The 13,891-nt window shown below is 50.7% G+C and carries 13 protein-coding genes; 4 read left to right on the forward strand and 9 right to left on the reverse strand.

Annotation, left to right across the window (positions count from 1 at the left end; translation table 11 throughout):
- Positions 1-176: 176 nt before the first annotated feature.
- The 9 genes from NI000_RS14475 to dnaA form a co-directional block, all read right to left on the reverse strand.
- The gene (locus NI000_RS14475; protein ID WP_253411657.1) at positions 177-1,244 is read right to left on the reverse strand and encodes an HD-GYP domain-containing protein; all 1,068 of its coding nucleotides are present in this window, start codon (positions 1,242-1,244) and stop codon (positions 177-179) included.
- A gap of 155 nt (positions 1,245-1,399) precedes the next feature.
- Positions 1,400-3,883: a DNA gyrase subunit A gene (gene gyrA / locus NI000_RS14480; protein ID WP_253411659.1), complete on the reverse strand. Its 2,484-nt coding sequence runs from the start codon at positions 3,881-3,883 to the stop codon at positions 1,400-1,402.
- Positions 3,884-3,948: 65 nt separating this feature from the next.
- Positions 3,949-4,812, reverse strand: coding sequence for a polysaccharide deacetylase family protein (locus NI000_RS14485; RefSeq protein WP_253411661.1), 864 nt, complete (start codon positions 4,810-4,812; stop codon positions 3,949-3,951).
- A gap of 11 nt (positions 4,813-4,823) precedes the next feature.
- Positions 4,824-6,734, reverse strand: a complete 1,911-nt coding sequence (gene gyrB, locus NI000_RS14490; protein ID WP_253411663.1) for a DNA topoisomerase (ATP-hydrolyzing) subunit B — start codon at positions 6,732-6,734, stop codon at positions 4,824-4,826.
- 57 nt (positions 6,735-6,791) lie between these two features.
- Positions 6,792-7,040: an extracellular matrix regulator RemB gene (gene remB / locus NI000_RS14495; RefSeq protein ID WP_010502242.1), complete on the reverse strand. Its 249-nt coding sequence runs from the start codon at positions 7,038-7,040 to the stop codon at positions 6,792-6,794.
- Between the two features lie 29 nt (positions 7,041-7,069).
- Positions 7,070-8,176: a DNA replication/repair protein RecF gene (gene recF, locus NI000_RS14500; RefSeq protein WP_216795429.1), complete on the reverse strand. Its 1,107-nt coding sequence runs from the start codon at positions 8,174-8,176 to the stop codon at positions 7,070-7,072.
- A gap of 99 nt (positions 8,177-8,275) precedes the next feature.
- Positions 8,276-8,491: a S4 domain-containing protein YaaA gene (yaaA, locus tag NI000_RS14505; protein ID WP_253411665.1), complete on the reverse strand. Its 216-nt coding sequence runs from the start codon at positions 8,489-8,491 to the stop codon at positions 8,276-8,278.
- A gap of 17 nt (positions 8,492-8,508) precedes the next feature.
- Complete coding sequence (gene dnaN / locus NI000_RS14510) at positions 8,509-9,651, reverse strand: DNA polymerase III subunit beta (RefSeq protein WP_253411667.1); 1,143 nt, start codon at positions 9,649-9,651, stop codon at positions 8,509-8,511.
- Between the two features lie 209 nt (positions 9,652-9,860).
- Positions 9,861-11,231: a chromosomal replication initiator protein DnaA gene (dnaA, locus tag NI000_RS14515; protein ID WP_253411668.1), complete on the reverse strand. Its 1,371-nt coding sequence runs from the start codon at positions 11,229-11,231 to the stop codon at positions 9,861-9,863.
- 505 nt (positions 11,232-11,736) lie between these two features.
- Between dnaA and rpmH the strand changes: the two genes are divergently transcribed.
- From rpmH to jag, 4 genes are all read left to right on the forward strand, one after another.
- A complete protein-coding gene (rpmH, locus tag NI000_RS14520; RefSeq protein ID WP_054975180.1) occupies positions 11,737-11,871 on the forward strand; it encodes a 50S ribosomal protein L34 in 135 nt (44 codons plus the stop codon).
- 115 nt (positions 11,872-11,986) lie between these two features.
- Entirely contained in the window at positions 11,987-12,352 is a 366-nt protein-coding gene (rnpA, locus tag NI000_RS14525) for a ribonuclease P protein component (protein WP_253411671.1), read from the forward strand.
- A gap of 115 nt (positions 12,353-12,467) precedes the next feature.
- Positions 12,468-13,202 carry a membrane protein insertase YidC gene (gene yidC / locus NI000_RS14530; RefSeq protein WP_253411673.1) on the forward strand — a complete coding sequence of 245 codons (735 nt, stop codon included), beginning with the start codon at positions 12,468-12,470 and terminating at the stop codon, positions 13,200-13,202.
- Positions 13,203-13,214: 12 nt separating this feature from the next.
- On the forward strand, positions 13,215-13,832 hold the full coding sequence (gene jag, locus NI000_RS14535) for an RNA-binding cell elongation regulator Jag/EloR (RefSeq protein ID WP_253411675.1): 618 nt from the start codon (positions 13,215-13,217) through the stop codon (positions 13,830-13,832).
- Positions 13,833-13,891: the final 59 nt, after the last annotated feature.

Here is a 13,891-nt window from a genome sequence, read left to right on the forward strand (position 1 = left end):
TCCTTATCGCCTTGTTTAGCGGCGACTTAATTAATATATCACATCTGCCTATTCGATTGCAAGTACTTTTTTTCTACCAAGATGATGCGAGAGAAAAAAAGCCCTCACCCTTTGAAGGGCGAAGACTAATGTAACATATAATCGAATCGAAAGTCAAGCCTTGATCCGAAAATATTTTATTTTTGAATAACCTCTTGAATATGCAAATGACGTTCTACCGTAAGATTACTAATTTTGCCGTTCACGTTAACCCATGGTCTCGTCGGATGCGCACGGTCGGAGAACACGATTTCGCCAACCCGGTTATCGCTCAACCGGACAAGCATGCCGTTGTGGAATGCGGTTACTTTGCTTATAAACGTCTGAACGATGGCAGGCTGCATTTTACCGAATGACTCTTTTTGAAGCTGCTCCAAAACAAGGTATGGCGAGACAGCCTTTTTATGAAAACGGTCGTTCGTCATGGCGTGAAACATATCGGCAACGGCTACGATTTTGGAATACGTATGAATTTTATCGCCGTGAATGCCAAGCGGATAGCCGGAACCGTCCTCCCGCTCGTGATGCTGGAGGGCGCACAGCTTGACCCCTTCGTTGATCGCCGGAACAAGCTTCAACATGTTGTAGCCGATAATGGTATGCCGCTTCATATCTTCGGTTTCCTCGGCGGTAAGCTTGGTAGGCTTGAACAAAATAGCGGCATCCACTTTGGCGTTGCCGATATCATGCAGCAATCCGGCAAGCGCAACCTGCATTAACTCCTTGGAAGATAACCCGTGCCATTTGGCCAAAAGATACGATGTCAGACTAACCATAATGCTGTTGTGGTAAATAAAATCATTCAGTTGAAAGTGACGCGGATTGAACGTCAGCACGTTATACTGGTCAATATTTTTAATAAGCGCTTCGAGCGTCGTACGAATTTCCAAAATCGGCGGGTTGTGTCCTCCGGATGCGGCAGTATTAAATACGCGGCGAAGCAGATGCAGCATTTTATGATAATGCTCATGAAAAGGCAGGACGTTGTCGGCTTGCTCCTCAGACGCCGCTTCCTGCGCGGCAGGCTCCGCTTCCCCGTCTTTGGACTCGATCTGAACGGATGGAATGAGGAATGCCCGCAAAATATCCAGATCGCGCTCCGATACGATTTTTCCCTTCATGAACAAAATATTGTTAAACTTGGTGAGCACATTCTCGATAATTCTTTCGCCGGGTTTCAATTGGGAAACAGGAACGGTTACCATGGGATTCCCTCACCTTACCTCTTGTCAGCTTCCGCGGATCAAAGATTGTCAAAAAAAATAATACTTTAGACCCATATGTAATTATTATAAACGAAAAAGAATGGGGATGTAAGCCCCATTCCTCTCATCTTCGTCTAAAATATTTAAAGGTTTAGTTATTCTTGCGTTTCCTGGCCTTCCGAAGACTCCTCGCCCTCTTCGAGCTCTGGCTGCTCCTCGCTCTTATCCACACGAGCCAAGGTCGATACCTCGTCCTCTTCCCGAATGTTAATGAGCTTGACCCCTTGTGTGTTACGGCCCATGAGCGAAATGCCGGACATGCTGGTCCGAATAACGGTTCCCGATGCGGTAATGATCATGAGGTCCTCTTCTTCCTGAACAATCTTGAGACCGACAACCGGGCCGTTCTTCGGCGTCACGTTAAGCGTCTTGATCCCTTTTCCGCCGCGGGATTGGAGACGGTACTCGGAAACCGGCGTACGTTTACCGAACCCTTTGGAGGTTACGATCAGCACGCTGTTATCCTCATGCACGACATCCATATCGATGACCGCGTCGTCCTCGTCGAGCTGAATCCCTTTGACGCCGGTGGCGGCCCGGCCCATCGCTCTTACTTCCTGTTCAGGGAAATGGATGGACATGCCCTGCTTCGTTCCCATAATGATCGATTGGTTGCCGTCCGTCAGCCTGACGCCGATCAAATCGTCGTCCTCACGCAAGGTTACGGCGATAAGTCCGCCTTTGCGGATATTGGAATAATCGTCAAGCGGCGTCTTCTTCACCAAGCCGTTCTTTGTGGCAAAGAACAAATATTTGTCGGAATCAAAGCTTTCGACCGGGATAACCGCATTGATCGTCTCGCCTTGTTCGATCTGAATCAGATTGATGATCGGCGTTCCCCGCGCGGTACGGCTTAGATCCGGAATTTCGTACGCCTTGAGACGATACACTTTCCCTTTATCCGTAAAGAACATCAAATAATGGTGCGAGTTCGTTACGAACAGGTGTTCTACAAAGTCGTTGTCTTTCGTATCCATCCCGATGACGCCTTTGCCTCCGCGGCGCTGGCTGCGGTACGTCGATACCGGCAGTCGCTTGATATAACCGGTATGCGAGATGGTAATGACAACGTCGGTTTGAGGAATCAAGTCCTCATCCTCGATGCTGTCTCCGCCGATCGTAATTTCGGAACGGCGGTCGTCGCCGAACTTCTCTTTGATTTCGTTCAGCTCTTCGCTGATGATATTCAAAACGAGCCTTTCGTCGGCCAAAATCGCCTTGAATTCGGCAATTTTCTTCTGCAGCTCGGCATATTCCTCTTCGATCTTCTCGCGTTCCAACCCGGTGAGGCGCTGCAGACGCATGTCCAGAATCGCCTGGGCTTGATCGAAGCTGAGACTGAAGCGCTGCATCAAGCCGTCACGGGCCTCTTCGGTCGTACGGGAAGCGCGGATCAAGGCAATGACTTCGTCCAAATGATCCAAGGCGATGCGAAGTCCTTCCAAGATGTGCGCACGCGCTTCCGCCTTACGAAGATCGTATTCGGTTCTGCGGCGAATAACGACTTTCTGGTGCTCCAAGTAATGGAACAGCATATCACGCAGATTAAGCACTTTCGGCTCACCGTTGACAAGTGCAAGCATGATGATGCCGAAGTTCGACTGCATCGCCGTCTGCTTGTACAAGTTGTTCAGTACGACATTCGGATTGACGTCGCGGCGCAGTTCAATGACGATACGCATCCCGTTGCGGTCGGATTCGTCGCGCAAATCGGTAATGCCGTCGATTTTTTTATCGCGGACCAACTCGGCGATTTTTTCGATCAACCGGGCTTTGTTCACTTGATACGGCAGCTCGTGCACGATAATCCGTGCCTTATTGCCGTTTTCTTCGATGGTCGCTTTCGAGCGCATGGTCACGGAACCGCGTCCGGTTGCATACGCCTGCTTGATTCCTTCGCGGCCCATAATATAACCGCCCGTCGGGAAGTCGGGGCCTTTGATCGATTGCATCAAATCGAGCGGCGTCACATCAGGGTTTTCGATCAGCTGCTGAACGCCGTTAATAACCTCGATCATATTGTGCGGCGGAATATTGGTGGCCATACCGACCGCAATCCCGGACGAACCGTTCACCAGCAGGTTTGGAAAACGCGCCGGCAGAACAGCAGGCTCTTGTTCTTCGCCGTCGTAGTTAGGCACAAAGTCGATCGTTTCTTTGTTGATGTCACGAAGCAGCTCCATCGCAATCTTGGACAAGCGCGCTTCGGTGTAACGCATGGCCGCAGCCATGTCGCCATCGATGGAGCCGAAGTTTCCGTGACCGTCAATGAGCATGTAGCGCAAGGAGAAATCCTGCGCCATCCGGACCATGGTTTCATAAACGGCCGAGTCGCCGTGCGGATGGTATTTACCGATGACTTCGCCGACGATCCTGGCGGATTTTTTATACGGCTTGTCCGGCGCCATACCCAGCTCCGACATCGCATACAAAATACGGCGATGCACCGGCTTAAGCCCGTCCCGTACATCCGGCAGAGCGCGGCTGACAATGATGCTCATTGCGTAATCCATAAAGGAGGTGCGCATTTCCGAGCCGATATCGATTTCTCTAATCTGCGAACGAGATTCTTCCGACATGTGTACCCCTCCTACATGCTATCTGCTCTTAAGAACTACTGCTATAAAAAGGTATAAGAACGTTGCTATGAAGACTTACGGGAAATCGATTTAATAATTAAATTATTCAATGAGTTCTCTTTAACAAATGGACTGCCTGCGTTAATGCGCGGAATTTGCATCGGGTCCGCATCCCGGCCGGTCAAGCCGCTTGCCGTCGTAAAACCGTAACGAATGCCTGCCTTGCGAAGCAAAGCGATCGATTGCTCGTCATAGTAGCCGAATGGATACGCATAGGCATCCACCGGACGATCATAAAGCTCCTTCAGCTTGTTGACACATGCTTTCGTGTCATCCGTAATCCGCTGTTCGAATTGCGGCAGATCTTCGGTGCCGCCATCCTTAGGAAGCCGGGAAGTCAACAGCGGCCCGCCGTCAGGCGCCCGGTCATGCAGGCTATCCGAGTGGCACTGGGCGTCGATGTCTTTCATTTCCCGGGTCATAAAACGGATCTGATCCCTGGAAAGCGAGGGAATCAGGCTCTGATCGGGATGCTCAAGATCTTTCGTAATGACAAAGTTCACGGCAGGAATATTCAGTTCTTTCAAGATCGGGTAAGCATTCGTATAAAAGCTCCGGTAGCCGTCGTCGAACGTGACTAGCACGGCATTGGGCGGCAGCGGCCCGCCGGCCATAAAATCGCGAAACTGCTGCAGCGATATGAAATGGTATCCCCGCTGCAGCAGATCGGTTAGTTGGCCGCGAAAGCGCGCCGTCGTTATCGTAACGTCGCCCTGCGTGTGATCGTCGATATGGTGATAGGCGATGACCGCTACCCGGTCTGTGTACCAGACGTCCGTTCCCCGTCCATGGAACAGGCCCGGGACGAGCAGCAGCCAAGCGACTGCCGCGAGCAGCCACAACAAGCCGTATTTTTTCATATTTCGCATGGGCTAAGCCGTTAAATATCCAGGTTTTGGACGAATTTGGCGTGAAGCTGGATAAAGTCGCGCCGTGGCTCGACATTGCTGCCCATCAGCGTATCAAACATCGTATCGGCTTCGATCGCATCTTGAATGCTGACCTGGAGCATCGTACGGCTTTCCGGGTCCATGGTCGTCTCCCACAGCTGCTCCGGATTCATCTCGCCCAAACCTTTATAACGCTGAATATTCACTTTGACGCCGTCGCCGAATTCGGACAAGATCGTTTCTCGCTGCTTGTCGTTGTACGCATAGCGCACCGTTTTGTTCCGTTCGAGCTTGTAAAGCGGCGGCTGGGCGATATAGACGTAGCCAGCTTCGATCAGCTTGCGCATGTAGCGGTAGAAGAACGTCAGGAGCAGCGTCCGGATATGGGCGCCGTCGACGTCGGCGTCCGTCATGATAATGATTTTATGGTAACGCGCTTTGGCAATATCGAAATCTTCCCCGATTCCCGTACCGAGCGCCGTAATGATAGCCCGGATTTCGTTGTCGGACAAAATTTTGTCCATACGCGCTTTTTCCACGTTAAGAATTTTACCGCGCAGCGGCAAAATGGCTTGAAAATGCCGATCGCGTCCTTGCTTCGCGGAGCCGCCGGCGGAGTCCCCTTCGACGATATACACTTCGCTGATCGAAGCGTCCTTGGACGAACAGTCGGCCAGTTTACCCGGCAGGGAGCTGACTTCGAGCGCGCTCTTGCGGCGCGTCAGCTCGCGCGCTTTCCGCGCGGCTTCCCGGGCTCTTTGCGCCTGAACGCCTTTTTCGATGATTTTGCGTGCTATGGTCGGATTTTCATCCATAAATTCCTGCAGCTTCTCCGCAAAAAGGGACTCGACAATCCCGCGAACTTCGCTGTTGCCGAGCTTCGTCTTCGTCTGGCCTTCGAACTGCGGTTCCGGAATTTTCACGGAGATAATCGCCGTGATTCCCTCGCGCACATCGTCGCCGGTCAAATTCGCATCGTTGTCTTTAATCGCATTGAATTTCCGCGCAAAATCGTTCAATATGCGGGTCAATGCGCTTTTGAAGCCGGACTCGTGCGTACCGCCTTCATGCGTGTTGATGTTGTTGGCGAACGAATAGATGTTCTCCGTGTAGCTGTCGTTGTATTGCAGGGCAATTTCCACCTGAATGTTGTCTTTTTGCCCTTCGACATAGATCGCTTGGTGCAGCGCTTCGCGGTTCTGATTCAAAAACTCGACGAACGAGACGATCCCGCCTTCGTAGAAAAACGACTGGGATACGTCCGTACGTTCGTCGGTCAGTGTAATTTCGATGCCTTTATTTAAGAACGCCAGTTCACGAATCCGCGATTGGAGCGTCTCATACGAGTACTCCGTCGTTTCCGTAAAAATCTGCTCATCGGGCCAAAACGTCACTTTCGTTCCCGTTTCGTCGGTCTCGCCGATCACTTGCAATTCATGCTGCGGAACACCGTAACGGTATTCCTGCTGGTGCACCTTGCCTTTCAGCTTGACTTCTACGATCAGCTTCTTGGAAAGGGCGTTCACGACGGAGACGCCTACCCCGTGCAAGCCGCCGGACACCTTATAGCCTTCGCCGCCGAACTTGCCGCCGGCATGAAGCACGGTAAGGACGACCTCTACCGTCGATTTTTTCAGCTTCGGATTCTCGCCGACCGGAATGCCGCGCCCGTTGTCGATAACGGTAACACTGTTATCCCGGTGAACGATGACTTGGATTCTGGTGCAATATCCTGCCAAAGCTTCGTCTATACTATTGTCGACGACTTCCCATACCAGATGATGAAGGCCGCGGCTACTTGTTGAGCCGATGTACATCCCCGGACGCTTGCGAACGGCCTCCAGACCTTCAAGCACCTGGATTTGACTTTCATCATAAGTTGTACCTGGATTCACAGACATGCAGACACCCACTTTTCCGTAATTAAGAAAAGCTTCCTTACGAAGCGTTTCAAAGATCTAGTTCGTTAACAGATGATGAGCCCGTTTCTTCAAGGTCATGGACGAAATCGGAGAATAGTATACTTTCGTCTGGGTCACCACGAGCGACTTGCTTTCCTCCTCGCCGATGACTTCCACCTTCTTGTCTTTATTGGCATACGTTATAAATTGTTTCGATATTTTCGATGATTTCTCAATGGAAAGGTCAAAAATGGCGACAAGCTCTGCGGCGCGAATAATTTTTTCTCCGCCCAAATGGATAAACACGCTGGCCCACTCCTTATCGGCAAAACTATCTATGTCAAGCTTCCGTCCCGAACGTGAATCACAGAAGCGCTTTCCAGTTTTGACAAATCTATGCTTTCAATGCCAGTGGTTGTTATGAAGGTTTGGACCTTGCGTTGAAACGTCTCGATAAGCTGGGTTTGGCGGTAGCGGTCAAGCTCGGAGAGCACATCGTCGAGCAAGAGCAGGGGATATTCGCCGACCTCCTCGCGGATCAGCTCGATCTCGGCCAGCTTAAGCGACAAAGCCGTCGTCCGCTGCTGCCCTTGGGAGCCGAACGTCTGCACTTCCTTGTCGTTGATATAAAATCGCAGATCGTCGCGGTGCGGCCCGACCAACGACACGCCCCGGCGAAGCTCCTGATCCTTCACCTGTGATAACTTTATCATAAAATGGTCAAATAAAACAGCGTCTTCTTGTTCCAGCGCGTGGGACAAGGCGCAGTCGTACTCGATGCGAAGCTGCTCGGAGCCGTTCGTAATGCCGGCATGGATCTTTTCGGCCCATGCTTGCAGCTTCTTTATAAAGCTTTGACGTTTTTTCATAATTTTAACACCGAACTGCATTAATTGCTCATTCCATACGTCCAGCATGGAAGCTTTACCCGGCGAAGAAAACAGCTGCTTCAAGTAATTGTTGCGCTGCTGCAATATTTTGTTGTACTGCGAGAGGTCGTGCAAATAGGCCGGGTAAACCTGCCCGATCTCCATATCGAGAAAGCGCCTGCGGACGCCGGGAGAACCCTTGACGATCTCCAAATCTTCAGGCGCAAACATAACGACGTTTAAGGCCCCGATGAAATTACTGAGCTTTTTTTGCTCCAGCCCGTTCACCTTGGCCTTTTTGCCTTGCTGCGATATGGATAAATCGAGCTGCACCGTACCGTAGCGCTTTTCGACTTCGGCGTGCAGCAGCGTGGAGGAAGCGTTCCACCGGATCAGCTCTTTATCCTGATGCGTCCGGTGGGATTTGGTTAGCGCCAGCACGAAGATCGATTCGAGCAGGTTCGTTTTGCCTTGTGCGTTCGGTCCGACAATGATGTTGACCATGTTGTCGGTTTGGAATTCCATCTGGTCGTAGTTACGGTAATGCTGCAATGAAAGCCGTTTTAATTGCAAAAGAGTTCCTCCTAAGGGCTTTGCGCAGCAAAGCCTTCTTCGAAAGCATATGCTTGGGCATTGTGCAGCAATGCCGGCTTCGAAAGCATATGCCAGGCTTTATTCTTGTATGACTTGGAACTCGCCGCAGCCCGCAACGTTGACGATGTCGCCGGCCACCAGCTTGCGGCCGCGGCGGTTATCCGTCTCGCCGTTGATGATGACGGTAGCCTCCTGCAGGAAGCTCTTGGCTTGCCCGCCGGTGGAGATACAGTCGGCGAGCTTCAAAAATTGCCCCAACGTAATATATTCGGTGCGAATGCCGATATTTTTCATCCGTGAAAGGCGCTCCTTTAGCCTGTAGTCCGGTACGGCAAAATAAGCTGCAGCAGGCTCGAATTTTCGTCGGGACGAATGATGATCGGCTGCATCGCACCGGTAAAACCGATATGAATCTGCTCGCTGTCCATGACTTTGAGCGCATCGAGCATGTATTTGGAGTTGAACGAAATGCGCAGCAGCTCCCCTTTGAGGCTGGCCGTCGTCAAATCCTCGGTGACTTTCCCCAGCTCGGACGAGCTCGAGGAAATTTCAATGGTTTGGTCCTCGTGCATGACGAGCTTCACGATATTCGTTTTTTCTTCCCTCGAAAGCAGATAGGCGCGGTCGATCGCGTCCGCCAGATTGTCCGTATTGACGACCAGCTCGGTCTGATACGCTTGCGGAATGAGCTTCGACGTATCCGGATACGTTCCGTCCAAGATACGGGTATAGAAAAGAATCGAGCTCATTTTGAACAGCACCTGATTTTCGGCGAACACGACGTCGATCAGCGTGTTTTGATCAGGAAGAATTTTGGACAGTTCATTCAAAGTTTTCCCAGATATGGAAATATTATTAAGGGAGAAATCGACGTCCGTATCGATGGTCGTTTCCCTGGAAGCCAGACGGTGCCGGTCGCAAGCGGTAAATTTCAGCTTTCCGTTCGAAATGGTCCACAAAATTCCGGTCAAAATCGGCGTCGCTTCGTTCGTGGACACGGCAAACGAGGTTTGCTTGATCATCGTTTTAAGCAAATCGCTCGGGATCTGAATCCGTTTGTTTTCTTCAATGCCCGGCATGATCGGGTATTCCTCCGGATCGAGTCCGACCAACTGAATTTCCGAAGAACCGGAACGGATCGTCGTTTGGAAATGGTCTTTGACCTCGATCTCGATCTGCTGCGCCGGAAGCTTGCGGATAATTTCCACAAAAAACTTGGAAGGGAGCACGACGCTGCCGGATTGCTTCAGGTCGATGACTTGCAGCTCATTTTTTTCGTTGGGAATGAAGCTCTGAATCGAAATATCGGTATCGCTGGCCGTCAGCGTGATGCCGGTGGAATCGGCGTCTATTTTAATTCCGCTTAAAATGGGAATCGTCGTTTTGCTGGAAATGGCTTTGGAAACGTGCTGAATCGACTCGTTTAAAAATTCTTTCAGTACGGTTAACTTCATAATTTCACTCCTACGGGTTCTAAAATGGGAGAGTCGCGCATATACCTCTATATTACATGTTTTTTTATAGTAATAGTAGTAGGGCCTCGGGATATGTGGATAACTGCGTGAATAAGGCAAAAAGAGAGCCTATCCACATGTGAATAAGTGTGTGCATAGGCTCCCCTTTATTCAGTTGTGGATTGAGGGCTGTGAATAGACGCCAATCGTTACATCGTCAAGTTTTTCACTTTTTCGGTAATGTTCTGGATGATTTTATATAATTCCTGATCCGATTTGAGTGCTGCGGATATTTTTTCGTGCGCATGAATCACGGTCGTATGATCGCGCCCGCCGAACGCTTCGCCGATTTTCGGCAGCGAAAAGTCGGTCATCTCGCGGGCCAGATACATGGCGATTTGCCGCGGGAAAGCCACGGTTTTGGTTCGTTTCCTCGCTTTGAAATCCTCCAGCTTCAAGCCATAAAATTCGCCGACCTTTTGCTGGATGTCGTGAATCGTGATCACCCGCGGACGGCTGCTCGGGATAATATCCTTGAGCGCCTCGGCCGCCAAATGCGACGTAATGTCTTCGTTAATAAGAGACGAGTAAGCGACCACCCGAATCAAGGCGCCTTCCAGCTCCCGAATGTTCGAATCGATCTGGTTCGCTATGTAGACCATCGCTTCGTTGGGAATATCCAGGTTCTCGGCTTTCGCTTTTTTGCGTAAAATGGCAATCCGCGTCTCCAGGTCCGGAGGCTGAATGTCCGTGATGAGCCCCCATTCGAACCGGGAGCGCAGCCGTTCTTCGAGCGTCGGAATTTCCTTCGGCGGCCGGTCGCTGGAGATGATGATCTGCTTCCGCTCTTCGTGCAGCGCGTTAAACGTATGGAAAAATTCTTCCTGCGTCGATTCTTTTCCCGCAATAAATTGAATATCATCTATAAGAAGCACGTCGATATTGCGGTACTTGTTGCGGAAGCTTTCCCCCCGGTTATCCCGGATCGCATTGATGAACTCGTTCGTAAATTTTTCGGACGAGATGTAGACGACTTTGGCGCTCGGATTATGCTCCAGCACGTAATGGCCGATCGCGTGCATCAAGTGCGTTTTCCCCAGTCCCACGCCGCCGTACAAAAACAGCGGGTTGTATGCTTTGGCCGGCGCTTCGGCGACCGCGAGCGAAGCGGCATGAGCGAAGCGATTGCCCGATCCGATGACAAACGTATCGAACAAATACTTGGGATTAAGCATGTGGCTGACCGTTTCCTCGGAAACGGCGGTTCGCGGCGCGCTTGCAGGAATGGTTGACGGGGAGGAAGAGCGGCTGAACGAATCGGCTTCGTCTTCGGACTCGATGATGAACTTTAATTCGACCTGCTTGCCGCAGTAATCGAATACGGCTTCCTTTATATGCTTGGTATACCGGTTTTCAAGCCATTCCCGGGAAAAATTGTTGGGGGTACAGATGACGACCGTGGAATCGTTGAATGCCACGGCTCTTGTGGAAGTCAGCCACGTCTCGTAGCTTGGCTTGCTCACCCTTTTTTGCAATATGGAAAGAACTTGCTGCCACTGGTCGTTGGGATGGCTTTCCACAATCTATTCACTCCTTAAAAAAAATAACCGGTATGGCATAAGCCGCGACCCTGTAGAAAAAAATCAGATGCTGTCGAAACTATCCACAATGTGCAGGTTTACGAAATTTTCATTATACAGAGGCACTGAAAATTGTTCACAGAGATATCCACAGGTTGTTGATAACATTGTTGGAAAAAATCCGTATCCACAAAAGAAAACATATTCATGATATCAAAAAAGACCCGCGTTCGCAATGGAATGTTTGGGATTATCCACATACCCAAGACCTTGTGTATATAAGTTATCAACAGCACTAGATATTGTTTATAATCTGTTTACAATTCGACAAGAGTGGTGGAAAACTCGATTTTTTTATTCACAGGGGAGAATTGGTCGAATTTGGCCGAAGCTTGTGCATAACTTTTTGTATGCTGGAAGTTGACTTTTGACACGTAAAGTGGTTTAATGTAAAAAGGTATTTTTGGGGATTGGGAACGAAATCCTTCGAGGAGGTGCACGATAGATGAGACCGACTTTCAAACCGAACGTTAGAAAGCGCAAAAAAGTTCATGGCTTCCGTAAAAGAATGAGCACGAAGAACGGCCGTAAAGTATTGGCTGCTCGCCGTCAAAAAGGAAGAAAAGTACTGAGCGCATAAGACGAGAGACCACTGTCAGGTGGTCTTTTTTGTTGCATTCGTTTAAATCGGGTCGAATTCGCGAACGATAGGAAAGCCTATGCCGCTAAGGATTGACCATATGGAGCGATGCCGCGTGGAAAAGGAAAACCGACTGACCAAAAGAGAATATTTCGATAAGGTATATCGTCACGGCAAATCCGCTGCGAATCACCAGTTCGTTCTGTATTATAAAGTGCAGCCGCAGCAGGCTTCGTTTCGGCTTGGGGTTTCGGTCAGCAAGAAGCTCGGCAACGCCGTTGTGCGCAACCGGATCCGGCGCCTTTTAAAGGAGATTGTGCGGTTAAACGCCGCCCGGATTCCGGGAGGGTACGATCTGATCCTCATTGCCCGGAAGCCGGCGGCCGAAATGTCCTATCACGAGATGGAAAAGAGCGTGCTGCACGTGTTTAAACGCGCGTCGCTGCTGCAGCGCAAAGAAAATAGTCCGGGACCCGGCTGAGTTTCGCGATGGTACGCTGCCTTCGGGGCCAGTGATTCGCGGGGATCAGTTTCTTTGTGTCCAAAGATATGATATAGTTGATTATTGGAAAAGATGATACTGGGAGGATACTCTTTTGACGCGCCGATTACTGAAATATATACCGCTCGTGTCGGTATTGCTGCTGCTGGCCGGATGCAGTCCCGCCAACGCCCCCATCGATCCGACTAATAGCACTTGGGACAAGTATGCGGTAGGGCCGCTGGCCAATACGCTCGACTGGTTCGCCAACCTGCTCGGAGGGCAGTACGGATTATCGATTCTTATCGTAACGATTATTATCCGGCTCATTATATTGCCGTTGACGTTGAAACAATACAAAAGCTCGAAGCGGATGCAGGAACTGCAACCGGAACTGCAGAAGTTGAAGGAAAAACATAAAGACGACGCGAAGAAGCAGCAGGAAGAGACGATGAAGCTGTTCCAGAAGGAAGGCGTCAATCCGCTTGCCGGTTGTCTTCCGGTGCTTGTGCAGATGCCGATTTTGATTGCGCTTTACAACGCGATCATGCGCAACCATCACATCGGCGAACATTCCTTCCTGTGGATGCAGCTCGGCACGAAAGATCCTTATTACATTCTGCCGCTCCTGGCTGCGCTAACGACGTACTTGCAGCAAAAAATGATGTCGTCGCAAATGAACCCGCAAATGCAAAGCCTGATGTTTATTTTCCCGATTCTTATTTTCGTGATGGCGATGAATTTCGCTTCGGCGCTGCCGCTTTACTGGGTATACAGCAACCTGTTCACCATTGTTCAATCTTACTTTATTTATGGTGTACCTAATAAAAAGGGCGGATCTAAAAAGTAAGGGTGCGATGATATGAAGAAAATCGTGGTTACGGGTAAAACGATTGACGAAGCCGTCAAAAACGGACTCGGGCAGCTCGGCGTGCCGGAGGAACGGGTGAAAATCAGCGTGCTGGAGCAGCCCTCCAAAGGCTTGTTCGGCCTCATCGGGGCGAAAGACGCCCGAGTGGAGCTTGAGCTGCTGCCCGATGCGATCGAGGAAGCGGTCGCGTTCCTGCAGGAAGTTCTTCGCAGCATGAAGCTTGATGTGCGGATCGAACAAAAACAGGACAAAGATGGTACGCAGCTTCATCTGCACGGCTCGGAGCTCGGCATGCTGATCGGGCGCCGCGGCCAGACGCTGGATGCGCTGCAGTACTTGGTCAATATTGTCGCCAACCGCTTTTCGGATCGTCATGTGCGCATCGTTCTGGACGCCGAGCAGTTCCGCGAGCGCCGGATCAAGACGCTGCAGGAGCTGGCCGACCGGCTGGCGGAACGCGTCGTCCGGACGCGCAAGGAAGTGGTGCTGGAGCCGATGTCGCCTGCGGAGCGCAAGGTGATTCACTCTTGGCTGCAGCAGCATGACAAGGTTCGCACGTTCAGCCGCGGAGACGAGCCGAACCGCCGAATCGTTATCGTTTTACGTTGATTGCCACATTGCAATGATGTCATGTCCGTAATGACCTCATTGCTTTTTCTTTAATTATG

This window comes from Paenibacillus tyrphae (assembly GCF_024158745.1).
In the GTDB taxonomy this organism is placed as follows: domain Bacteria; phylum Bacillota; class Bacilli; order Paenibacillales; family NBRC-103111; genus Paenibacillus_G; species Paenibacillus_G tyrfis_A.

Excerpts from the sequence above, each read along its gene's own strand:
- NI000_RS14475 (WP_253411657.1), bottom strand. The coding sequence starts at position 1,244 with ATGGTAACCGTTCCTGTTTCCCAATTGAAACCCGGCGAAAGAATTATC.
- gyrA (WP_253411659.1), bottom strand. The coding sequence starts at position 3,883 with ATGTCGGAAGAATCTCGTTCGCAGATTAGAGAAATCGATATCGGCTCG.
- NI000_RS14485 (WP_253411661.1), bottom strand. The coding sequence starts at position 4,812 with ATGCGAAATATGAAAAAATACGGCTTGTTGTGGCTGCTCGCGGCAGTC.
- gyrB (WP_253411663.1), bottom strand. The coding sequence starts at position 6,734 with ATGTCTGTGAATCCAGGTACAACTTATGATGAAAGTCAAATCCAGGTG.
- yaaA (WP_253411665.1), bottom strand. The coding sequence starts at position 8,491 with ATGAAAAATATCGGCATTCGCACCGAATATATTACGTTGGGGCAATTT.
- dnaN (WP_253411667.1), bottom strand. The coding sequence starts at position 9,651 with ATGAAGTTAACCGTACTGAAAGAATTTTTAAACGAGTCGATTCAGCAC.
- rpmH (WP_054975180.1), top strand. The coding sequence starts at position 11,737 with ATGAGACCGACTTTCAAACCGAACGTTAGAAAGCGCAAAAAAGTTCAT.
- jag (WP_253411675.1), top strand. The coding sequence starts at position 13,215 with ATGAAGAAAATCGTGGTTACGGGTAAAACGATTGACGAAGCCGTCAAA.